The sequence below is a fragment of the Brevundimonas sp. NPDC007368 genome (assembly GCF_042869015.1).
Classification (GTDB): domain Bacteria; phylum Pseudomonadota; class Alphaproteobacteria; order Caulobacterales; family Caulobacteraceae; genus Brevundimonas.
This window is the reverse complement of record NZ_JBIAFA010000003.1, coordinates 206,191-226,691: the sequence shown is the minus strand read 5'-3', so window position 1 is coordinate 226,691 and position 20,501 is coordinate 206,191. Positions and strand designations below refer to the sequence as shown.

Sequence of the window (20,501 nt, the reverse complement as noted above, 5' to 3'; positions counted from 1 at the left end):
CTCGCCACCCTGCCTCAACCCGTTTCCGCAGGGAGAAGCGCCAGTAAAGCGCCGCCGCGCCCAGCCGGGTTGCATGACGCAGAGAGAATTCGCACGACGTGATAAGCTGAACCCCGGTAGAGTCTTTTCGGGCGGCCCGGAATCTGCTTGGGCTGGGGTCTGGATGTGGAGGTCGAATGCAGCCTTCGTCAGTCTCGCCGGTCCGCGTCAGCGTGATCATGCCGGCCAGGAACGCCGCGCCTTTCATTGACGAAGCGCTCCGGTCTGTCCGGGGGCAGTCGATGGCGGACCTCGAGATCCTGGTCATCGATGACGGCTCGTCCGACTCCACGCCCGTGATCGTCGACGGCCATGCTCGCGAGGATGATCGTGTCCGCCTTTTGCGCGGCGCGGGGCGGGGACCGGCGGCGGCGCGCAATATCGGCTTGTCAGCGGCGAAAGGCGTCTGGGCGGCGATGGTGGATGCTGATGATCTGATCCTGCCGGATCGCCTGCAACGGCTGCTGGACGGGGCCGAAACCGCGGGCGCGCAGATCGCCGCCGACAATCTGACGGCTTTCCATGACGACGGCAGGGTCGATCATGTCTGGCTGGCGGGGCCGCCATGGGCGCAGACTCGACGGCTTGACCTGACGACCTTCCTCGCCTGCGGCGAAGCGACGGGCCGTGACGAGGGCTTGGGCTATCTTAAGCCGATCTTCCGGCTGGACTGGCTGAGGCGGCAAGGCCTGCTGTACGACGAAAGCCTGACCATCGGCGAAGACTTCGACTTCGTGTCGCGGGCCCTGGCGGCAGGCGCCGTCTATGTCTTTCTGCCGTTCGCGGGCTATCGCTATCGGCGAAGGTCCGGCTCTGTTTCTCATCGGGTTTCCGCCGCTCAGTTGGAGGCCATGATCGACGCCGCGCGACGGCTGGCGACCGAACTCGACGGCGATGCGCGCCGCGAAATGGATGGGCGGATCGCGCGGATGGCGGAGGACCGACATTTCGTCGTCCTCATCGAGCGGTTGAAAGCCGGGGATGTCGGGGCGATGGGGCCTCTGGCGCGGTCGCGCGAACAAAGGGTCCGTCTCGGCCGGGCCGTGGCCGAGGGGCTGACCCGCCGCCTTCGGCCGCAACGGTCGCTGGCATGAAGGCCGATCCGACCATCCTCTATCTGGTTCATGACCTGAATGACGCCGCCGTGGCGCGCCGCGTCAGGATGTTGCGCGACGGAGGCGCTGACATGGTTCTGGCGGGATTTCACCGGGGAGCCGCGCCCTGCGAGGTCGAAGGCGTCGAGGCTGTTCCTCTGGCCCAGACCTTCGACGGCGCCCTGCGTCAACGGATGCTCGCGGTTGCGACCCAGGCGGCGCGGCCCTGGCGGCTGATGAAGCTGGCGCGGCGCGCTGATGCGGTGATGGCGCGCAATCTGGAAATGCTGCTGCTGGCGCAGGTGGCGCGCGCGGGACGCGGGATGCCGCTGACCTACGAATGCCTCGACATCCATCGCTCCTTGCTGGGGCGAGGGTGGCGCTCTCGGCTGCTGCGCGGGCTGGAGAACCGGCTGTTGCGGAGTGTGGATCAGATCATCGTCAGTTCGCCCGCCTTTGCGTCAGACTACTTCGTCCATCGGCCGGGCCAGGCGTCGGTGAGGGTGGTGGAGAACAAGGTCTATGCCCCGCGTGGCGACCCCAAGCCTGAAGGTGAGATCCCGCCGGGGCCGCCCTGGCGCATCGGCTGGTTCGGCATGATCCGCTGTCGACGCAGTCTGACCATGCTCGCCCGGCTGGCCGAGACCCTGTCTGGGCGGGTGGAGGTGGAGATCCGGGGCCGCCCGTCGCCGGCGGTGTTCGAAGACATCGAGGCCCTGACGGCCACCATGCCGGGCGTCAGCTTCCTGGGGTCCTATGAGGCCGGAGATCTGCCCGCCCTCTACGACGGGGTCCATTTCGTCTGGGGACTGGACTTCTTTGAGGAGGGGCTGAACTCGCGCTGGCTGATGCCCAACCGGCTCTATGAGGGGGGAGCGCGCGACCGTCCGATCATCGCCCAGGCCGGGGTCGAGACCGGGCGCTGGCTGGCGCAGCGCGACTGCGGCGTGCTGTTGCATGACGTGGAGGCTGATCTGCTTCGGTTCTTCGAGGGGCTGACGGCGGCGGGCTATGATGATTTGGTCCAGCGATCGGCGGCCGTGCCGCGCGGCGACCTGATCGCCGACGCTGAGGACAGTCGGGCCCTGGCCGATCTGGTGACGGGACGGGGCGAATGAACCGGCAGACCTCGGGACCGCTGATCGTCGTGCCCTGCCTGAACGAGGCGGCTCACTTGCCCCATCTGCTCCGGCGGTTGCTGGCCGATCCTGGCGCCGAGGAAGCGCTGGTCGTGGTGGCGGACGGCGGCAGCGCCGACGGCAGCCAGAGGATAGTGGCCGAGATCACGCTTTACGAAAACAGGTTGAAACTGATCGACAACTTGTTGAAAATCCAGGGCGCAGGCGTCAACGTCGCCGTTCGGCGTTTCGGCGAGGGACGGCGGTTTCTGGTGCGGATCGACGCCCATGCCGACTATCCGGCCGACTATGTGGCCCGCCTGCTTCAGGCCGCCGAGACGACCGGCGCCGCCTCGGTGGTGGTCCCCCTGGCCTCGCGGGGCGAGGGCTGTCTCCAGGTCGCCGCAGCCGTGGCGCAGAACTCGAGGATCGGCACAGGCGGGGCGGTTCACCGCGTCGGCGGCGCCAGCGGCTGGATCGACCACGGTCACCACGCCCTGATGCGGATCGAGGATTTCGTCGCCGTCGGCGGCTATGACGAGCGCTTCAGCCACAATGAGGACGCCGAGCTGGATCTTCGACTGGCTCAGGCAGGCGGCCGCATCTGGATGCAGGCGGACCTCGCCGTCGGCTACTATCCGCGCGCCACGCCCGGCGCCCTGTTCCGCCAGTATGTCCACTATGGCCGGGGACGGGCCCGGACGGTGCGCCTGCATCGGACCCCGCTCAAGTTGCGGCAGGCGGCGCCGCTGGCCGTCGCGCCCGCCGTGGGCCTGGCCCTCCTGTCCGCCGTCCTGACGCCGTTGAGCGGCGTGGCCGTGGTGGGCATGGTTCCGGCGGCGATCTGGGCGGGCGTCTGCCTTGCGGCGGGAGCCTGGGCTGGGATGAAGGCGCGCTCGGTCTGCGGGCTGGCGTCGGGTTTCGCCGCCATGATCATGCATCTGGGCTGGTCGATAGGGTTCCTGAGCCAGACCATCCGACCCGCCGGGCGCTTCTCAGCCAGGCCTGTTCCGCCAGCCGCGCGATCAGGGACAGGCTGACACCCGGCGAGGTGAAGGCGCTGAGGCCGCGCGCCGGATCACGGGCCTTGACCGCCTCGATCAGCCGTCGCCACTGGACGCGGGCGTCGATGCTCTGATGGTGGGCGCGGATCGCGCGGCGTTCGGACGGTGTGAAGGGGCGAAGACCGGCCAGCCGCAGGTCACAGTCCCGCAGCGCCTCCAGATCGACGACGCCGTGCCGGGCGCTGAGGGAGTCCGCGCGCGTCATCGCGCAATAGCCCATGGGCGGCAGCAGGTGCAGGCGCGCCCCGAGGGCCAAGGCGCGGGCGTAGAGGTCGTAGTCCTCGCCCAGCCGCATTCCTTCGTCATAGGCAAGGGCGTGGGTCGCGAGGAAAGCCCGTTTCATCAGGGGCTTGATGAAGCCCATCTCCTCACGCGAGCGGCCGGGCCGGGTGATGTTGGCGCGAACGAACTGCTCGAAACTTATCTGTTCGGGCGCGGCCTGATCCTGCCTGACCCAGGCCGTGTCGTCGCGCAGAGGCCGGTCGGCGATCAGTTCAGCTTCGCCGCCGGCGCGCAGCATCCGGCCGATGCGTCCGGGCAGGAAATGATCGTCCGCGTCCAGCACGCACACCCAGTCCGAACGCGTCAGCGCCAGGGCCTGATTGCGGGCGGCGGCGGGACCGCCGTTGACCGCCAGGGTCAGCACCCGCAGCCGTCCCGACCCGTCGTCATGGCGGCGGGCCTTGGCCGCCGTGGCGTCCTGCGAGGCGTCGTCCACGACCCAGACTTCCGTGACCTCGGGCTCGGCCAGGGCGGAGTGCACCGCGCGCCCTATGGTCCGGGCGGCGTCATGGGCGGCGATGACGACGGCGACGCGGGTCATGTGGTCTTCCGGCGCGGCGCCTGTCGAACGGGGCGCACGGCGATACCTGTCTGTAGGCCGAGCAGCAGCGCCCACATCATGGCCACGGATGGAATCTGGAGCGGATAGTCCACCAGCCCTTGGAGCAGAAAGACCAGGTCGACGGCGAGGAAGGGGGCGAGGCTCTGGAAGGCGCCGCGCGTCGCGCCCTTCACCGCGACGGCCAGAAGGCAGGCGAGCGTGGCGAACATCAGGACGGCGCCGATGATCCCGCCCTCGACCAGCCATTGCAGATAGACATTGTGGACGGCGCGGATGTTCCACATGGCGTCATAGGTGTCGGGCGTCACGGCCATCTTGGCCAGGACCGGCGCCGAGCCGAGGCCGAATCCGTACAGGGGCGATTGCAGGAAGGCCGAACCATAGGCGCTCCATATGGTCCAGCGGTCGGCCGCATCGAGGCTCGTGTCCGCCAGCCGGCTCAGGACGGCGCGATCCGTGGCGAAGGCCAGCAAGGCCAGAGCGACGCCGCAGATCGCGCCTGCACCCGCGATCCAGACCCGCTTCTCGGGGCGGGCTCGCCACAGGCGGGCGCCGACCAGCAAGGGGCCGAGCGCGACCGCCAGGGCCAGGGCCGAGCGCGAGGCCGTCAGGCTCAGGCAGAGGGCGAGCAGGGCGGCGTAGGCGGCGTAGAGCGCGGCTTGAACGACCCTGTCGAGCAGGCGGCCGTGCCGCTGCATCAGCGCGCGCGTCGCTCGACCTAGCGCCATCAAGAACAGGCAGAGCAGCAGGCATCCGGCCGTGTTCGGACTGACGAACAGGCCGCTGAGGCGGGTCTGGCCGCCGGCGAGAAACAGACCCAGCGCCGCCAGGGCCCAGGCCAGCCCCAGGATGAGGATCAGATTGATCGTTCGGCGCGCCTGGATCGCGCTGGACCCGATCTGGAATCCGCAGACGACCGCGACGGCGAGACCGACCAGCTTGATCAGCTCCAGCTGGGTCTGGTCCGGGACGATGGCGATGCGGGACGACCCGACAAGGGCGGTCAGAGGGCCCTGAGGCAGGCCCGACGACGGCGCCCAGGCGGTCCAGGCGACGAAGGTCAGAAGCCCGACGAAACAGAACGCCGCCGCATAGAGCGGGCGGTAGTCCAGCGACAGATTCAGCGTCCAGCGCCAGACAAGGAAAGCAGCCGCCGATATCGTGGCGACCAGAACAAGGCTGGCCTGGGCGCCGGTGGCTCCGCCCAGGCCGTGGCCCACGAAGATCGCCAGCGGAGCAGGGGCGACAATAGCGTAGGCGATCCAGGCCGAGCGGCTGGCCCCTGCGCCCTTCGCCGCGCCACTGTGACCCGCCTCAAGCGGCGTAATAGTTCTTGTAGCTGGAGTAGTAATAGCCCGGGTCTCCATAGCCGTAGCGGGCCTGTTCGTTGACATCGACCTGGGTCAGGACAACGCCGGCGATAGTCGCGTCGGATGACCGAAGCGCCTGCAGCGCCGCCTCGGCGGCCTTGGCGGGCGTCTTGCGCCAGCGCATCAGGAAGACGACCGCGTCCGACTGGCTGGCCAGGACGCGGGTCTCGGCGATGGCGAGCAAGGGGGCGGTGTCGAGGATCACCAGGTCGAACTGCTGGCGCAACTGCTTGAGCAGGTTGTCCATGGCGGGGGTGTTGAACACCTCGTGCGGGGTGAACTCGCGCTTGGCGAGAGGCAGGATCCAGGCGCCCGAGGCTTCGTCCAGCAGCATGGTCTCCTTGAGCGTGGCCGACCCTTCGAGCACGTCGAGCAGGCCCTTGTCGGCGCTGACGCCCAGCAGGCGGCTGACGTTGCGGCGACGAATGTCGCAGTCCACGACCAGGACGCGCGATCCGGCCTGGGCCGCCGAAATGGCCAGGCAGACCGAGGTGGTCGTCTTGCCCTCGCCGGGCAGGGCGGAGGCCACCGCCACGACCTTCACCGCCTGTCCGAGGCGGGCGTAGAGGATGGAGGTCCGCAGGCCGCGGAACGCCTCGGCGAACCCGGACAGGGGGCGGCTCAGCAGATAGTCGGTCGGCGGCATGTGTCGATCCTTGCGGTCGGCGATCGACATCAGCAGGGGAACCGAGCCCAGCGTCGGCAGGCCCAGTCGAGCCTCGACGTCGTCCGCCGTCAGCAGGCCGTCGTCGAGCATCTCGGTCAGCACCACGGCGGCCAGCCCCGCGCCGATCGCGAAGATCAGCCCGAAGACGAGATTGACCGGGATGTTGGGCGAACTGGGCGAGCCGGGCGCCTTGGCGGCGGCGATGATGCGGCTGTCGGCGGTTTCGATGCCCGCGCGGGAGGTGGTCTCCTGATAGCGGTCCAGCAGGCCCTTGTAGAGGGTCCGCACGGCCTCGGCATTGCGTTCCAGTTCGTTCAGGCGAACCGAGGCGGCGTTGTTGCCGGCCAGGGCGCCGCGCGCCCGGCCGATGCTGCTCTGGACCGAGTGGGTGCGGTCGCGCGCGACCTGAACCCGGGCCTCCAGATTGGAGATGACACGCTGGATCTCGGCCTGGATCTGGCCGTCGATGGCGGCCAGTTCCTGCTGGGCGCGCAGCATCTCAGGGTGGCGCGGACCATAGCGGGCCTGAAGATCCGCGACGCGGGCGGTGACGACGGCGCGCTGGGCGCGAAGTTGACCGACCACGTTGGATTGCAGCGCTTCGCCCACATCGTCGCCGCTGGACCCGCGCGCGAGCTGGCTGCGCGCGGCGCGCAGGCGGGCTTCCTCGGCCGCCTGTTCCGCCTGGGTGGTGGCCAGCTGTTGGTTGTAGCTGGAGATTTCCTGCTCGGTCAGGGTCGCGCCGGATGAGGTCAGCAGGTTGTTGGCGGTGCGATACTGCTCGACCGCCGCCTCCGCCGCCAGGACCTCGCCGCGAAGCTGGTTCAGGCGCGTGTCGAGAAAGCTGTTAGCCTGGTTGTTGGCGGCGTACTTGGCCCCGATCTGGTTCTGGACGTAGATCTCGGCATAGGCGTTGGCGATCTGGGCGGCCTTTTCCGGGTTTAGCGACGTATAGGCGATGACGATGATGTAGGTCAGGCCCGCGCGGCGCACCGCCAGGCCGCCCTGCAGCGCCGAAGCCGCGCGTTCGCGGCCTTCGCGGATTTCGGCGGGCGTGCGTGGCGGCGGCGGCGGGGCGGTCGAGCGGCCCTGCAGGCGGGACAGCAGGGCGCTGAAGCCGGTGTCGGGGCGCAGGACCCAGTTGAATTCGGGATCGCGTTCCAGCTGGAGTTTCTCGACGACCTGTCGCGCCAGGTCGCGCGACTGAAGCACCTCGACCTCGGAATCAATGACGCCGGATTCGGCCGGAAGATTGGACAGCACGGCCTTGGTGTCGACCACCTGCTCCTGACGGGTGTTCAGCATGACCTGCGCCTGCGCCGTGTAGCGCGGGGTGGTGCGGGCGGTGATGACCAGGGCCGCCAGGAAGACGATGAGCACGATGGCGGCGAACAGGCGCAGGCGCCGACGGAAGACGGCCAGCAGGTTCCTCAATCCGAAGGTCTCGGAGGGAGGCTTGGAGAAGGCGGCCGGGGCTTCAATCGTCGTGGACATGAGGGGCCGTACAGTCTGTTCCTGGGCTGCCCGTTAGTATTGGGCGACAAGCGAGAGCACGAAGCGGTGGGTGTTGAAGTCGTTGGTCCGGTCGAAGCCGGACGAGCGGCGGTTCTCGAAATCGTAGGCGGCGGTGACGCCCAGCCGCCGGTTGAGCAGATAGGTGGCGCGCACGCCGCCGAACCAACGGTCGTTCTGGCGGTCGATGGCGTCGAAATCTTCCTGGGCGAAGCCGGCCCGCGCTTCGACGATGACGTTGCGGCGAAGCTCGTAATCGGCGGTCAGCTGGACCGTGGACGACAGATAGCCGCCGGACCCGGGCACGCCGGAATCGCCGACAGACCGGTCTGCGTTCAGACCCAGGGTCAGAAGCTGGGTTGGGAAGTACTCCAGGCGAACCCGCGTGCTCAGACCGCTGGTTGAACCATAGAGCGGATCGTCGAACGACTGATCCAGATAGCCCACGCCCGCTTCGCCCCGGATCAGATTGGTGAGCTCGAAATCGACGCCGACGATGGCGTTGACCCCGCTGGAATCCCGCTTGGGCGTCAGGGCTGTCCCGGCGGCGTCATAGGACCGGTCGTTGAACGACACCCGCGCGAAAACGGCCGTCGCGGGGCTGACGGCGTAGTCTGCCCGGCCAGTGATCTCATAGGTGGTCTGGTCGCGATCTGACTGCGGCACCGGAACCCCGGCGAGCGTGACCCCGTCGTGATAGTCGTAGGAACGGACGTCGCCGCGACCCGAAAACCGCAGGCGATTGAAGGAGTGGCTTCCGGTCACATAGGCCTGCGCCCGGTCGTAGCGGATGGGCTCGGCGATCGACTGAGGCGAGTTGGACGAGGTGCGGGGCTCGACTTCGCGAGCATAGTCCATGCCGCCGCCCAGATTGGTGCGACGACGCAGATCGAGGCGACCGGCGGTTCCCACCGACCAGGTTTGATAATTCTCGCTGCCATAGCTGGCGGACCAGGTCGATTGGCCTTTGGCGAAGGCGGTCAGCGAATGGCGCGACCAGTCGGATTCGACCTCGACGCCGGGGGCGAGCCTGATGAGAGTGTCCGACTGTTCGTCGGTGTCCGTGGCGAAGATATTGCTGTCGTAACCGACGTCGGCCTGGACGCGAGGGTAGGCGCGGAAGGAGCCCCAGCGCACGCCGAGAGCCTCATATTCCGGGTGGGGCCGATCCTTCACCGAGACGTTCCGGTCGCGAGCGAAATAGTCGGTCTGGGCCTGGGCCTCCACAGACGGCAAAGCCAGAGCGCCGCCCGTCGCCAGCACGGTGAGCAGTCGAAATTTCATGCGGTCCCCCATGTTCATGCCTGTGCGGGTGTCAGTTGCCGCGTCGGTAGTCTGATCCGCCGCCGCCGCTGGTCGGCGGCGGGACGCCGGGGCCGGCGATGCCGCCATTGCCGCCCGTCGCGCCGGGACCTTGCAGCCCGGCGCCGACCGCCATCGAGACGCGGTTCAGTCCCTCGCAGCCGACATGGCTCCAGGTCTGATCGTCGCGCAGCAGGCAGTGTTCGCGCGCCATGGCCAGCCGCAGGGCGGCCTGCACCACCATGGGATCGGCCCCGCTGGCGCTGATGACGTCTTCGACCGCCTGGGACACGGCCAGTTCGATCTCGCTGCTGGAGCGGCCGCGGTTATCTTCAATCGCCGTCGCCATCGCCGCCCTGATCCTGGCGGTCAGGGCTTCCACTTCGGGTGAGGGCTGATCGGATGGCGCCGGGGCCTGTTGCGCGGGCGTCGAGGTCGCGGCGGGGGTCGCCAGGCAAAGGGCGACGATGGCGAGCAAGCAGGTATGTTTCATCGTCATTCTCGATCCCGGCGGTGCAAAAGAAAATTTCGCATGAAACGATCCGATCGATGGTGTCTAACGTTCTCTATCTACTCACTAAAGGCCGTTTATACTCGTTGAGTTGATCTAATGATTGTTCTGGCCTAGGTTTATTCGTTCCAGATCGTGGATTTTATCATTCATGGATCTTCAAGAATTCAGGAAGCGGTGGATCGATAGTTCTGACCCGGCGACGGAAGGCAGTATCGATAACTCCAGACTAGAAGGCGCGAGCGAACGGCGACCGACGACCAAACAATCGTCCGTTCGGCAACCGGTACGCTTGAGGCCAAAATATGTTCCAGAGTCGGACAGCGACCTGCATCGCGAAGGAATCCGAAGGGCCTTATCCCGGGCTGTGATCGCCGTGGCGGTCTTCTTCGTCGCCTTGATCGTCCTGGGCGTCTTGCTGGACTATCTGCCCGCCTATCTGCGGACCTATGTCTATGATCGCTGACGCGTCGCGCCGGTCAGATCCGCCTCTGTCCTGAGCCGGGAGAAGGCCATGAAGGCGATCATTCTTCCGCGCGGATTCCGGATGGTCGACGGCAGATCCCTGAGCGCCCAGCCGTGGCGCGGGAAGACGGCGGCGAGTTCGTTCATCGCCTTGCCCTGCAGCGAGGGCGACAGGGCGTCCCAGTTTTCAAAAAGGAAGCTCAGCCGCCAGCGTGTCAGTTCGGGGCCGAGCGGCTCAAGTTCGTAAGAGCGCAGCACATGGGCCTGTGCGCGCTCAGAAAGGGGCGAACGCCGGGCCCGATCGATGTAGGCTAGGCGTAGCCAGGCTGAGGCGTCGCTTGGGCGCTGGGCGATGTAGTCTTCGGTCAGTCTGGTCGCTTGCCCGAGGTCTTCGCCAGCGGGGAGGGGCGCTTGCAACCGTTCGACGGCGGCGGCCTCCTGTCGGTCGAGGGGGAGTGGGCCGATCGGCCCCATCAGGCCTGTGAGCGCCAGGGCCAGTCCGAACAGACTGATCGCTCCGGGCAGCAAGTCGGCCATGCGCGGGCTTACTCGGCGGCGACGTGCACCCATGTCAGCATCTGGCCCGGCGCCTGGCGTTCGCGCCATGTCAGTCTGGCCTCCGTCCAATGCACCACCCAGGGGGTGAGATTGTCGAGAACGTATTCCCCCTGGTCCGTGGCGACAAGCAGAACGGCGTGGCTCAGCCCCGTCCGAGTCGTGACCAGGGCGATGGACAGGGCCTCGGCGGGGACGCCCTGCGCGATCAGGCGTTCGCGCTTGGTCAGGGCGAAGTCCTCGCAGTCGCCGACGGGCCTGGCGGGGCCGGTCGCGCGCGGGATCGTCCAGTAGTCGGCTTGCTGGTAGGCGCGCAGGTCGTCCTCGGCGTGAATGGCGGCGTTGACCTCGGCGTTGACGCTGGCCACCGCGCGCCACAGCGGACCGCGCCGATCGACAAGGGCGCTGCTGATTGTCGTCGTCGGGCGACGAGGCTCGACCTCGGCTGGCTGGCGAGCGGATCCTGACGCCGGTGAGGTGGCGCCCGGCGGCGATGCCTGATGCGAGCGGTCAAATACCTGGCGCCAGTAGGCTCGCGCCGCCGCCTGGGTCAGGGCCTCGACATCGGCGACCGTAGAGCCGGGCGTGCGGCAGGCCTCGGGATCACGGCGGCAGTAGTCGATCATCCCCGCGGGCGGCGCGGTTTCGGCGCCCAGTGGCATGGCTGAAAGAGGCTGGGCGCAGGCGGGGGCCGCCGCCACGCACAGGGCGATGAACGCCGACGACGGCGCGAGCCGGAAACTGGGTCGCGACATTCCTTCGAGCCCCGCACGGATGGGTGATCGCGACGCTAAGGCTGCGGTCGTCAAGATTCCGTAAGCTGACTCGTCCGAAATTTTGAACGGGAAACCTGCTGCGTCGTTAGAAGCGAAGCTGTGCAGACTGGGAAGGCCGACATGATCTCTCGTCGTCTGGTGTTGCTGACCTTGCCGGTCCTCGGTCTGTCGGGGTGCGCGACCGCGGCGCCCCTGAGCACGGGCGAGACTTCCGGCGCTTCAGGATCAAGCGATCGCGTGGTTGAGGACTATCGTCTGGGGGCGGGCGACAAGGTTCGCGTCAATGTGTTCGGCGAGCAGGCGCTGACCGGCGAGTTTCAGGTCAGCGGCGCCGGAATGATCTCCCTGCCCCTGATCGGCGACATCCCGGCGGCGGGCCTGACGGTGGCCGAGTTCCAGCGCTCGGTCGAGGAGGGTTTGAAGCAGGGCTATCTGCTGGATCCCAAGGTCAGCGCCGAGGTTCTGACCTATCGACCCTTTTTCGTTCTGGGAGAGGTCGGGTCGCCCGGCACCTATCCTTACAGCACGGGACTGACGGTGCTGAACGCAGTCGCGACGGCTGGGGGCTTCACCTATCGCGCCGACACCAAGCGGGTTTTCATCCGTCGCGCCGGCGGCGGGGACGAAGAGGTCTATCGCCTGACCACAGGCACCATGGTGGCCCCTGGCGACACGATCCGGATCGGAGAACGGTTCTTCTGAGCGATGTTGTTCGGCGCGCGCCCCAGAATTGCGGATGACCTGTCGCAGCGCGGCGTGCCTTCGGACACCCTGATATGGGCGATAGGCGACGTGCACGGTCAGGCGGACCTGCTGGCCTGTCTGACGCGGGCGATCGTCACCGACCTGGGCCAGAGCGCCTGCAGGCGGCGGATCCTGTTGTTGGTCGGGGACTATGTCGATCGTGGGCTTCAGTCGCGTGAGGTGATCCAGCACGTTCTCGACCTGGAAGCCGAGATGGAGGCCGAGGGAGGCGAAGTCGTCTGCCTCAAGGGCAATCACGAGGAATTGCTGCTGAAATTCCTTGAGGATTCCACCATCGGCCCGGACTGGGCGGCGCTGGGCGGCAAGGAGACCCTGATCTCCTATGGGGTGGAGCCTCCGCCCCTGGGCGCCAAGTCGGATCAGTGGCAGCGCGCCTCAACCGCCCTGCTGGAGCACATGCCCAGGGACCATCTCGAGTTCTTGCGCTGCCTGCACATCTCGGTGACCCTGGGGGACTTCCACTTCGTCCATGCCGGGGTCAGGCCCGGCGTGCCGCTGGAGCAGCAGACCGAAGCGGATGCCTTGTGGATCCGCGACGCTTTTCTGGCGGACGAGGCGCCCCTGCCCAAGGTGGTGGTCCACGGACACACCCCCGTTCACGACGTCCATGTCGATCATCGGCGGATCTGCATCGACACCGGCGCCTATGCGACCGGCGTGCTCAGCGCCCTTCGGCTTGAGAACCGAACCCGGATGCTGATGTGCGCCGAGCGCAAGGGGAGGGAACTCGGACTGTCCTTCAGGCGATTGTAGTGGTTGAGACGGCGCCGCTTGGCGTGACCTTGGCGGTCTGACAGGGCGTCGGGAGGGAGAAGGGTGGAGGAGCACGCGAGGGCTTTGGCCGCCTATGGCGGAGAAGTGTGGCGGCGCGGGCTGGCGACGGCGGCGGTGCTTGCCCTCCTGGCGGCGACGGTCTTCATCGGCCAGAACGTGCTCCAGGCGTGGAATGAGCGCCATCTGCGGGTGTTTCACCCCATCGCCGGTCTGAACTACGACCGGCCCCTGGTCGATGTCGCCGCCACCACGCCCGACAATCCCGTGCCGATGGCGTTCCAGAAGATCAGCGCCAATGACGCCTACCGCTACAACGCCTCCGTTCCGGTGGTTTCGGGCGCACTGGCGACGGCGCGTCCCTTCTTCCTGCCGGTGATGGCGGGGGTCAGCAACGAGCGCGCCCTCTATTGCCTGACGGCCGCTGTCTATTACGAGGCGGCATCCGAGAGCGCCGCGGGTCAGCAGGCCGTGGCCCAGGTGGTTCTGAACCGGGTGCGTCACCCGGCCTTCGCCAACAGCGTCTGCGGGGTCGTCTTTTCGGGCTCGCAGCGGGCGACGGGATGCCAGTTCACCTTCACCTGCGACGGGGCCATGGCGCGGCGGCCCAGCATCGCCGGCTGGGCGCGGGCGCGTTCGGTCGCCCAGGCGGCTTTGAACGGCTACGTCTATCCCGGCGTCGGAACGGCGACCCATTATCACACCCTGTGGGTGGCCCCTTACTGGAGTCCCTCCCTGACCAAGGTGGCCAATATCGGCGCCCACACCTTCTACCGGTGGAAGGGCGGCAATGGCCTGCCGGCGGCCTTCACGTCGCGATACGCCGGCTTCGAGCCCGCGCCGACGCCTGGCGGGCGGGCCGAGGTCGTGCTGGCAGCGGCGGTTCCGGCTGCGGTCGAGGTGCTGGACGTGACGCCGGCCAAGTCAGCCCTGCCGCCGCCCGAGGAGGCGGCGTCGATCCCTCCGCCGCCGATCATTCCAACCCCGCTGCCGACGGTCGCCGTCGAGGAGGCGCCGGTCGTCGCCGCTCCGCCGCCGCCTCAGGTTCTGGTCGAGAACGACCGGCCCCGGCGTCGGATCGCCAAGCCCAGCTGGTAGGTCAGAAGAGCATCCAGATGACCGTGATGATCCCGGCCCAGAGCGCGATCGAAGACGCGACCACGAACGCCAGGGTCCGGCGCGCGGACCAACGGGGCTCGGCCGGTCCGGGCTCGGCGCACGGCGTCGATGTCGGCAGGGAGGAGGCGGTCACCAAGGTTTCCTCTGGCGTGTGCAGGTCAATCGAACGTAACGCCGCCTTGCGGCCTGTTTGGGGTCCGGATCTGTTCAAGGTGCGACAAGCGGCAGGGGCGAGCCCTTATGAAGTCGTCTCCCTGCCTAGGGAGATTCTTCGCCTGTCGCCAATCAGGCGGGCGCGTCTGATGCTGCGCCGCCGACGCCTATCACGGCCGGGGTTCAGATGACGGATTGCTCCATCATCGTCTGCACGCGCAATCGCCTCGAGGCGCTTCAGCCCTGCCTCGCATCGATCATTCAGGCCGTCGGCGCGGCGGATGACGCCCGGTGCGAAATCGTCGTCATCGACAATGGCTCGACCGATGACACGGCGCGCTGGGCCGCTGACTATCTGTCGCAAGCGGCCGTGGCCTTTCGTGTCGAGCGAGAAGAGCGGCCGGGTCTGGCGGCGGCGCGGAACGCCGGCGTTCGCCACGCCTCGGGCCGCATTCTGGTTTTCACCGACGACGATTGCCGGCTGACGCCGGACTACGTGTGCAAGGCCCTGCATCATCATGCGGCGGATGCGGCGCCGGTCATGCGGGGCGGGCGGGTGGATCTGGGCGACGCCAGAGATCTGCCCTTCACCGTGATCGCCGACCCGCGCCCGCGTCGCTACGATCCGGGGAAGAAGACCCAAAGCCTGGGCGGCTTCATCCTGGGCTGCAACATGAGCGCGCCCAAGGCCCTGCTTGAAGCCGTCGGGCCGTTCGACGAGCGCTTCGGCGTCGGCGCGCCGTTCCGGGCGGCGGAGGACACCGACTACCTGTACCGCATCCATCTGGCCGGCTTCGGTGTCGAGTACGCCCCGGACATGGTGATCCGTCATCATCATGGGCGTCGCAGCGTCGACGAACTGCGCCGGGTCATCGACTACTACAACGAGGGGGAGGGGGCGATTTACGCCAAATACCTGTTCGGCCCCCGCGCCTTCTTCCGTCAGCTGCGCTGGGACGTCCGCGACGCCCTGGCCGAGACGCTGATGCGGCGGCCGATCCGGGACGTCTTCGGCGTGGGCAAGCTGACCAAGCTGAGGTCGAACGCCGTGGGCTTCTGGCGCTACCTGACCTACCCTGGCGTCGGTCCCGAGCGGCCGGGTCCATGAGATGACGCCTGCTCCGACCGTGACGTCGAAACCCGGCACCCTGGGCCGCACCACGGTCGGCGGGGTGGTCTGGCTGCTGGCCCAGACCCTGGCCAATCGCGGCGTCGGCGTGGTCAGCCAGATCGCCCTGGCCTGGTTGCTGATCCCGGCGGACTTCGGTCAGTTCGGCCTGGCGCTGTCGATCGTTCTGGTGGTGGGGCCGCTGACCAGTTTCGGCGTGGACGACGTCCTGCTGCAGCGGTCGGCCAGATCGCGCGTCTGGGCACCGCCGGCCTTCTGGACCGGCCTGATCGCGGGTCTGGTCAGCATGATGCTGGTCCTGATCGCGGCGCCCTTCCTGGGCGAGGCCTATCGCGCGCCCCGGATCGTCGGCGTCATGGCGGTGCTGGCCGTCGCCATTCCGGTGGCCTCGCTGTCCACGGTGCCGATGGTGACCCTTCGCGCCCAGCTTCGCTTCAAGACCCTGGCCTGTATCGGAACGGCCGAGTTCGCGGGGCAACAGGCCCTGACCGTGGCCCTGGCGGCGGCGGGGATGGGAGCCTACGCCTTCGCCATTCCGGTTCTGATGGTGGCCACGATCAAGGCGGTGGTGCTGTGGCGCATGGCGCGACCGTCCTTGAAAGTAGGGCGTCTTGGCCTGTTCCGGCTGCTGGCCCAGCGCGGCGGGTCGGTCTTCCTGTCGCGCATTCTGATCGCCCTGAGGCATCAGGGGGACGTCGCCATTCTGGGGCTGTTCGCCACCCAGGTTCAGGTCGGGCTCTACTTCTTCGCCCTGCGGATCGCGGCCCAGCCGGTCCAGATGTTCGCCGGCAGTCTGAACATGGTCCTGTTTCCCGCCCTGGTGCATCTGAGCGGCGACCGCCCGCGCCAGCTGGCGGCCTCGCTGAATGCGGCGCGGACCCTGGCCTTCCTGATCACCCCCATATGCTTCATGCAGGCGGCGGTGGCGGAGCCCCTGCTGACCCTGCTGTTCGGCGCCAAGTGGGCCGGCGCGGTCCTGCCGATCCAGTTCCTCAGCCTCGGCCTGGCCTTCGACGGCGTCGCCTGGGTGGCCGGGGCGCTGTTGACCGCGCGGGGCCATTTCAGACTGGGGGCCATCTACAACGCCGTCATGCTGGCGATCTTCGTCACGGTGGTTCTGACGAGTTCGCTTTCGGGCCGAGCCGCCTATGCCGCCCTGGCCGTGGGGGGATTCTACGCCGTCGTCCCGCCCGCCTATTCATGGCTGGTGTTCCGCCGATACGGCGCCTCATCGCGCGACGTCCTCGGTCTCTATTTCCGGCCGACCTTGATCGCGGGCGCGGCGGTCGGGACGGCCTGGGCCGTGTCGCGTCTGGGGCCGTGGGGCGCGGACCCCTTCTGGACCTGCGCGGTGGTCGGACTGGTCGGCGTCGCCCTGTACGCAGGCCTGGCGCGCTGGTTGATGGCCGACCTGTTCGCCCAGACCCTGACAAGGCTTCTGGGCCGCTTCAGCCGTCCGGGCCGGATCGCCGTCGCCGTGCCTGATCGGCCATGAAGGCGTCGAAGGCCGCGTCCGACCGCCCCAGCAGCCGGATGGCCAGACCGCGCAGGCTCAGGTTCACGGCCGCCTTGAACGGCAGGACGGACAGGGTCCGCGGCCCGGCCAGAAGCGCCTTGGTCAGACCCTTCGCCCGGTCGATGCGGCTGGCCGGGAAGGCCGCCAGGCTCAGGTAATCGCGGCGGCGTTCAGCCCCTGCCCGCCGCCACGCCTGTCGCTGCAGCCTCTGGGTCCGGTGCTTCAGGTCCAGTTCGCGGCGCAGATAGGAGGCCTTGTTGCCTACGTCGCGGGTCGTCTGCTCGCCGTTCTCGGCCCAGACGGCCAGCGGCTCCATGGCGACCAGGATGGGCTCGTCCACCGCGAAGGTCCGCATGTATTCCTGACTGGTCGCGGTGCAGGGGCCGATCTCCAGCGCGCTTTTCACATCGCGCGTCCAGAACAGGCCGCCGTTGGACACGCCGATCCCGGTCAGCAGGACCAGCCGGAACAGGTCCGCTTCATACAGCCCCTCGACGAGCTGTCCGTCCAGAACGCCGCCGTCGCTCAGGCGCGCCTGAGCCGTGCCGCTGGCCAGTTCGACGAACTGATTGCGCAGGATCAGGTCGACCTTGCGCGTCCGGCACAGGTCGATGTTCCGCTCCATGAAGCGGGGCAGCAGGTAGTTGTCGTCCTCGACCACACAGAAGTAGTCCGCGTCATGCGGGTTGGCGGCCGAGAAGCACTGGTCGATGTTGGCCGAGGCGAACTTGCGCGGTCGGTTGACCGTGTAACGGATGCGCGGGTCGTTCAGGGCCGCGCAGACCGCGCGCCCGCTCTCGTCGGGATCGTCGTCGAAGACATCGCAGATCCAGTCGGTCCAGGTCTGGGCCGCCAGAGACTCCAGACAGCGCTTCAGGGCGACGGGGCGTCGGTAGGTCGGCGTCCGAACCTGAACCCGTCCTCCGTTCCGCTCCACCCGGATGCTCCCTCAAGCCCGACCGGATCATCGGCGCGCATGTCGCCGTTATCAACATGGCTGGCGTCGAAACCTGTTCGGGCGGATAGTTCATGCGGGGCTGAGGAGACGCCATGAGGCCGCACTCGCCTGCGTTGAGAAGCCTGTTGCGCCTCGCCCTGGTCGCGCCCCTGTGCGGGCTGGCGTCGTTCGCGCGGCGACCCTCGCGGCAGGATGCGGGGCCTTCATCAGCCCCTGTTGCGCTGATCCCGACGCCGATGGACCGCGCCTTGCCGGACTGGCGCGGCGTGACGCTGCGGATCAATCGCTGGCGCACCCACCCGTTCAATCCCTCGTACTGGAGCGAGCCCAAGCTGGGCCCCTATGCCTGGAGCCCGCGCAATGCGTTGATTGCGGACGGGGCGTTGAGGCTGCGCGTCAGTGAAAGGGCGTCCGGTCAGATCCAGGCCTGGGATCGGGAATTCGCCACCCGCGCCCTGTGGGAGGTGGACGTCACCCTGCCGGACATGGCGCCCGGCCTGATCGCCGCGCCGCTATGGACCTACAACCGCACGACGCTGGAGGAGAGCGACTTCGAGGTCGTCGGGATCAAGGGCCTGTTCGTCACCCTCTGGGCCAAGGTCGGGGGTGAACACGTCGCCGTCTGGGACAATGGCGGGGCGCCGCTCATTCCGGGCGATTTGTCAGGACGGCGACTGCGCCTGGGCATGGCCTATGATGCGGGGCGCGTGGTCGTCTATTTCGTCAACGGGCGCGAAGTCGCGCGCGTGACCCCGGCCGACACCCGCGACGGGCGCTTTCCGACCGGACCGCAGAAGGCCTATCTGGACCTCTGGGTCGCCGCAGGTCTGGACCCCGGCTGGGCGGGCGGCTGGCGTCCCATGCCCGAGGGGCGACGGCTTGAAATGGTGGTCCACGGCTATCGCCAGGCCTGAGCCGGAAAGCAGGGATTTCAGGGTTTTATCGGGAACCGGCGTTCTTCGTGCGCGTCTAGCTTGGTAGGGTGTGCATTCAGGAGCGGGCGCGGGTCATGTCGTCCAAGGATATCGCGGATTTCGCCATTGAACTGAGGTTCGAGCCGGTCGCGGACTGGCTGTGGGCTGTCATCGACGCCGAGGGCCTGACCCTGACGTCGGGCAGTTCGACGTCGCGAACCCTGGCCTGGCGAACCGCGACGCGTGCGGCCGAAACCCTGCAGCAGGCGCGTCAGCCGTCCCAGGGACGTTGAATCGTCGGCCTATTCGATGGTCTTGATGTAGCGGGCGGGGACGCCGCCCCACAGTTCGCCCGCAGGCACCTCGCCGCGCACCACGCTGCCGGCGGCGATCACCGCATTGTCGCCGATGCGGGCCCCCGGCAGGATGGTGCAGTTCGCGCCGATCCAGACGTTGGCGCCGATCTCGACGCCGCACCTGACGTCGTCCCAGGGCGTATGGAAACGCGGCAGGCCCGGCTCGATCCTGTGGTTGGCGCCGACCAGAACGCAGTGCTGGCCAATGCCCGAACGATCACCGACGCGAATGACCCCGCCCGCTGCGCGGATGTTGCAGCCGGTCGAGATGACGACGGCGTCGCCGAGGACCAGCCCGCCTTCGACCGGGCTGTGCCTGGCATGACGTTGCACCAGCACCTCGGTGAAGGCGTAGACTCGCACTCCCTGACCCAGCTGGATGGCGTCGACGTCGCGATAGCCGTAGTCCCAGGTCACGGTCGGGTCGCTGAACAGGGTCGGGTTCCGCAAACGGACGCGCAGGGCCAGGAGCCACCGTGTCGCGCGCAGGCGACAGTCGCCGACCAGCACCTTGAGCAAGCCTCCCAGGCTCATGTCGTCGCCTCCAGGGTCAGCGCCTCGCGATGCCAGGCGATGGTCCGGGCCAGGCCCTCGTCCAGCGTGACCTGAGGTCGCCAGCCCAGTTTGGCGTGCGCCAGCGCCGCGTCTCCGACCAGATCGAAGATCTCGGTCGCCCGTTCTGGAGCGCCGCCGATGTCGAGCAGGGCGGTCGCCTCCACCATCCCGGCGATCCGGGTCGCGATGTCGCGGATCGCATGGCCCTCGCCGCTGGCGATGTTGAGGACGGCGCCGCGCAGGCTGTCATGGTCGGCCGCCCCCAGTGCGGCGGCCACGAAGTCGTCGACGTGCAGCAGATCACGGCGCTGCCGCCCTTCGGTCAGGGTGAAGCGCCGCCCATGCAGCAAGGCGCGGATCAGGGCGGGGATCAGGAAGTCCGCCGACTGGTCGGGGCCGTAGATCAGCGTGGGGCGCAGGGTCACGACGGCGAAGGGCAGGTGGGGCTGCATCATCTGGCTCAGATGCGTCCCCGCCGTCTGAGCGAAGGAGTAGGGCGAGCAGGGGGCTTCGCGTTGGCTCTCGACAAAGGGCGAGGGCCCGGCGCCGTATTCCTCAAGCCCGCCGGTGCGCACCAGGCTGCGCAACTCCGGCGCCTCTTCGCGCGCGGCCTGCAGCAGGTTCATCAGTCCGCCGAGCCCGGTCGTGGCGGCGCGCTCGACGCCGGCCCAATCGCCGGAGAAAGCCCTCAGGCTGGTGTCGCCCGCCAGGTGAAAGATCGCTTCGGGCCGTGCGCCTCGGCAGGCGGCTCGCAGCGAGGCGGCGTCGGCCATGTCGCCGCTCCAGACGGTCAGGCGGCTTCGACAATCCCGTAGCCGCCGAAAGTCGCTGTCGGGCCGCGCCAGCACATGAACCTGGCGTCCCTGCGCCAGCAGGCGACGCGTCAGGTGCGACCCCAGAAAGCCCGTGGCGCCGGTGACCAGAACCGAACCCCCCGCCGCCATGGGT

At 68.1% G+C, this 20,501-nt stretch carries 21 protein-coding genes; 10 read left to right on the top strand and 11 right to left on the bottom strand.

Annotated elements, in window-relative coordinates; translation table 11 throughout:
• Positions 1–176 precede the first annotated feature (176 nt).
• From ACFYLW_RS07720 to ACFYLW_RS07710, 3 genes are read left to right on the top strand one after another with little or no spacing between them, the layout of a single operon-like run.
• A complete protein-coding gene (locus ACFYLW_RS07720; RefSeq protein WP_312065228.1) occupies positions 177–1,133 on the top strand; it encodes a glycosyltransferase in 957 nt (318 codons plus the stop codon).
• Positions 1,130–2,251, top strand: coding sequence for a glycosyltransferase (locus ACFYLW_RS07715; protein WP_312065227.1), 1,122 nt, complete (start codon positions 1,130–1,132; stop codon positions 2,249–2,251). Before ACFYLW_RS07720 ends, ACFYLW_RS07715 begins: the two co-directional genes overlap by 4 nt.
• Entirely contained in the window at positions 2,248–3,291 is a 1,044-nt protein-coding gene (locus ACFYLW_RS07710; protein WP_312065226.1) for a glycosyltransferase family 2 protein, read from the top strand. The genes ACFYLW_RS07715 and ACFYLW_RS07710 overlap by 4 nt, the downstream gene beginning before the upstream one ends.
• Here the strand turns inward: ACFYLW_RS07710 and ACFYLW_RS07705 are convergent.
• From ACFYLW_RS07705 to ACFYLW_RS07675, 7 genes are all read right to left on the bottom strand, one after another.
• Entirely contained in the window at positions 3,185–4,138 is a 954-nt protein-coding gene (locus ACFYLW_RS07705; protein WP_312065225.1) for a glycosyltransferase family 2 protein, read from the bottom strand. The two genes, ACFYLW_RS07710 and ACFYLW_RS07705, sit on opposite strands and share 107 nt — an antisense overlap.
• Complete coding sequence (locus ACFYLW_RS07700) at positions 4,135–5,379, bottom strand: O-antigen ligase family protein (protein ID WP_312065224.1); 1,245 nt, start codon at positions 5,377–5,379, stop codon at positions 4,135–4,137. Before ACFYLW_RS07700 ends, ACFYLW_RS07705 begins: the two co-directional genes overlap by 4 nt.
• 94 nt (positions 5,380–5,473) lie before the next feature.
• Positions 5,474–7,690, bottom strand: a complete 2,217-nt coding sequence (locus ACFYLW_RS07695; RefSeq protein WP_312065223.1) for a polysaccharide biosynthesis tyrosine autokinase — start codon at positions 7,688–7,690, stop codon at positions 5,474–5,476.
• A 33-nt stretch (positions 7,691–7,723) separates the two neighbouring features.
• A complete protein-coding gene (locus ACFYLW_RS07690; protein WP_313471977.1) occupies positions 7,724–8,992 on the bottom strand; it encodes an outer membrane beta-barrel protein in 1,269 nt (422 codons plus the stop codon).
• 31 nt (positions 8,993–9,023) lie between these two features.
• Positions 9,024–9,509: a hypothetical protein gene (locus tag ACFYLW_RS07685; protein ID WP_313471978.1), complete on the bottom strand. Its 486-nt coding sequence runs from the start codon at positions 9,507–9,509 to the stop codon at positions 9,024–9,026.
• A 465-nt stretch (positions 9,510–9,974) separates the two neighbouring features.
• Entirely contained in the window at positions 9,975–10,523 is a 549-nt protein-coding gene (locus ACFYLW_RS07680; RefSeq protein ID WP_312062824.1) for a hypothetical protein, read from the bottom strand.
• An 8-nt stretch (positions 10,524–10,531) separates the two neighbouring features.
• On the bottom strand, positions 10,532–11,296 hold the full coding sequence (locus tag ACFYLW_RS07675) for a transglutaminase-like cysteine peptidase (RefSeq protein ID WP_312062825.1): 765 nt from the start codon (positions 11,294–11,296) through the stop codon (positions 10,532–10,534).
• A 141-nt stretch (positions 11,297–11,437) separates the two neighbouring features.
• Between ACFYLW_RS07675 and ACFYLW_RS07670 the strand changes: the two genes are divergently transcribed.
• The 3 genes from ACFYLW_RS07670 to ACFYLW_RS07660 all read left to right on the top strand — a co-directional run bounded on the left by ACFYLW_RS07670 (position 11,438) and on the right by ACFYLW_RS07660 (position 13,951).
• Positions 11,438–12,019, top strand: coding sequence for a polysaccharide biosynthesis/export family protein (locus ACFYLW_RS07670; protein ID WP_312062827.1), 582 nt, complete (start codon positions 11,438–11,440; stop codon positions 12,017–12,019).
• Positions 12,020–12,022: 3 nt separating this feature from the next.
• Positions 12,023–12,835, top strand: a complete 813-nt coding sequence (locus ACFYLW_RS07665) for a metallophosphoesterase family protein (protein WP_313471979.1) — start codon at positions 12,023–12,025, stop codon at positions 12,833–12,835.
• Between the two features lie 84 nt (positions 12,836–12,919).
• Positions 12,920–13,951 carry a cell wall hydrolase gene (locus ACFYLW_RS07660; protein WP_390182945.1) on the top strand — a complete coding sequence of 344 codons (1,032 nt, stop codon included), beginning with the start codon at positions 12,920–12,922 and terminating at the stop codon, positions 13,949–13,951.
• Position 13,952: 1 nt separating this feature from the next.
• Here ACFYLW_RS07660 and ACFYLW_RS07655 read toward each other — a convergent pair whose 3' ends face one another.
• Positions 13,953–14,105, bottom strand: a complete 153-nt coding sequence (locus tag ACFYLW_RS07655; protein ID WP_312062832.1) for a hypothetical protein — start codon at positions 14,103–14,105, stop codon at positions 13,953–13,955.
• Between the two features lie 207 nt (positions 14,106–14,312).
• Here ACFYLW_RS07655 and ACFYLW_RS07650 point away from each other — a divergent pair, with 207 nt between their 5' ends.
• Both ACFYLW_RS07650 and ACFYLW_RS07645 read left to right on the top strand, forming a co-directional pair.
• Positions 14,313–15,233: a glycosyltransferase gene (locus ACFYLW_RS07650; protein WP_312062834.1), complete on the top strand. Its 921-nt coding sequence runs from the start codon at positions 14,313–14,315 to the stop codon at positions 15,231–15,233.
• Between the two features lies 1 nt (position 15,234).
• Positions 15,235–16,749: an oligosaccharide flippase family protein gene (locus ACFYLW_RS07645; protein WP_312062836.1), complete on the top strand. Its 1,515-nt coding sequence runs from the start codon at positions 15,235–15,237 to the stop codon at positions 16,747–16,749.
• Here ACFYLW_RS07645 and ACFYLW_RS07640 read toward each other — a convergent pair.
• Positions 16,703–17,707: a glycosyltransferase gene (locus ACFYLW_RS07640; protein ID WP_312062838.1), complete on the bottom strand. Its 1,005-nt coding sequence runs from the start codon at positions 17,705–17,707 to the stop codon at positions 16,703–16,705. The genes ACFYLW_RS07645 and ACFYLW_RS07640 overlap by 47 nt on opposite strands.
• 113 nt (positions 17,708–17,820) lie before the next feature.
• On the opposite strand from ACFYLW_RS07640, the gene ACFYLW_RS07635 reads away from it, so the two are divergent.
• On the top strand, positions 17,821–18,642 hold the full coding sequence (locus ACFYLW_RS07635) for a hypothetical protein (RefSeq protein WP_312062840.1): 822 nt from the start codon (positions 17,821–17,823) through the stop codon (positions 18,640–18,642).
• Positions 18,643–18,737: 95 nt separating this feature from the next.
• Positions 18,738–18,935 (top strand): hypothetical protein, encoded by a 198-nt coding sequence (locus ACFYLW_RS07630; protein WP_292083163.1) that lies wholly within the window; start codon positions 18,738–18,740, stop codon positions 18,933–18,935.
• Between the two features lie 9 nt (positions 18,936–18,944).
• On the opposite strand, the gene ACFYLW_RS07625 is transcribed toward ACFYLW_RS07630, so the two are convergent.
• Together ACFYLW_RS07625 and ACFYLW_RS07620 are read right to left on the bottom strand one after the other, a co-directional pair.
• The gene (locus tag ACFYLW_RS07625) at positions 18,945–19,532 is read right to left on the bottom strand and encodes an acyltransferase (RefSeq protein WP_390182944.1); all 588 of its coding nucleotides are present in this window, start codon (positions 19,530–19,532) and stop codon (positions 18,945–18,947) included.
• On the bottom strand, positions 19,529–20,497 hold the full coding sequence (locus ACFYLW_RS07620; protein ID WP_312062842.1) for an NAD-dependent epimerase/dehydratase family protein: 969 nt from the start codon (positions 20,495–20,497) through the stop codon (positions 19,529–19,531). The genes ACFYLW_RS07625 and ACFYLW_RS07620 overlap by 4 nt, the downstream gene beginning before the upstream one ends.
• Between the last annotated feature and the right edge of the window lie 4 nt (positions 20,498–20,501).

Bases quoted from the DNA above. Each gene is read 5' to 3' on its own strand.
- ACFYLW_RS07620 (WP_312062842.1), bottom strand. From the start codon at position 20,497: ATGGCGGCGGGGGGTTCGGTTCTGGTCACCGGCGCCACGGGCTTTCTG.
- ACFYLW_RS07650 (WP_312062834.1), top strand. From the start codon at position 14,313: ATGACGGATTGCTCCATCATCGTCTGCACGCGCAATCGCCTCGAGGCG.
- ACFYLW_RS07695 (WP_312065223.1), bottom strand. From the start codon at position 7,690: ATGTCCACGACGATTGAAGCCCCGGCCGCCTTCTCCAAGCCTCCCTCC.
- ACFYLW_RS07680 (WP_312062824.1), bottom strand. From the start codon at position 10,523: ATGGCCGACTTGCTGCCCGGAGCGATCAGTCTGTTCGGACTGGCCCTG.
- ACFYLW_RS07690 (WP_313471977.1), bottom strand. From the start codon at position 8,992: ATGAAATTTCGACTGCTCACCGTGCTGGCGACGGGCGGCGCTCTGGCT.
- ACFYLW_RS07635 (WP_312062840.1), top strand. From the start codon at position 17,821: ATGAGGCCGCACTCGCCTGCGTTGAGAAGCCTGTTGCGCCTCGCCCTG.
- ACFYLW_RS07715 (WP_312065227.1), top strand. From the start codon at position 1,130: ATGAAGGCCGATCCGACCATCCTCTATCTGGTTCATGACCTGAATGAC.
- ACFYLW_RS07705 (WP_312065225.1), bottom strand. From the start codon at position 4,138: ATGACCCGCGTCGCCGTCGTCATCGCCGCCCATGACGCCGCCCGGACC.
- ACFYLW_RS07720 (WP_312065228.1), top strand. From the start codon at position 177: ATGCAGCCTTCGTCAGTCTCGCCGGTCCGCGTCAGCGTGATCATGCCG.
- ACFYLW_RS07685 (WP_313471978.1), bottom strand. From the start codon at position 9,509: ATGACGATGAAACATACCTGCTTGCTCGCCATCGTCGCCCTTTGCCTG.
- ACFYLW_RS07665 (WP_313471979.1), top strand. From the start codon at position 12,023: ATGTTGTTCGGCGCGCGCCCCAGAATTGCGGATGACCTGTCGCAGCGC.
- ACFYLW_RS07670 (WP_312062827.1), top strand. From the start codon at position 11,438: ATGATCTCTCGTCGTCTGGTGTTGCTGACCTTGCCGGTCCTCGGTCTG.
- ACFYLW_RS07630 (WP_292083163.1), top strand. From the start codon at position 18,738: ATGTCGTCCAAGGATATCGCGGATTTCGCCATTGAACTGAGGTTCGAG.
- ACFYLW_RS07645 (WP_312062836.1), top strand. From the start codon at position 15,235: ATGACGCCTGCTCCGACCGTGACGTCGAAACCCGGCACCCTGGGCCGC.
- ACFYLW_RS07675 (WP_312062825.1), bottom strand. From the start codon at position 11,296: ATGTCGCGACCCAGTTTCCGGCTCGCGCCGTCGTCGGCGTTCATCGCC.
- ACFYLW_RS07710 (WP_312065226.1), top strand. From the start codon at position 2,248: ATGAACCGGCAGACCTCGGGACCGCTGATCGTCGTGCCCTGCCTGAAC.
- ACFYLW_RS07625 (WP_390182944.1), bottom strand. From the start codon at position 19,532: ATGAGCCTGGGAGGCTTGCTCAAGGTGCTGGTCGGCGACTGTCGCCTG.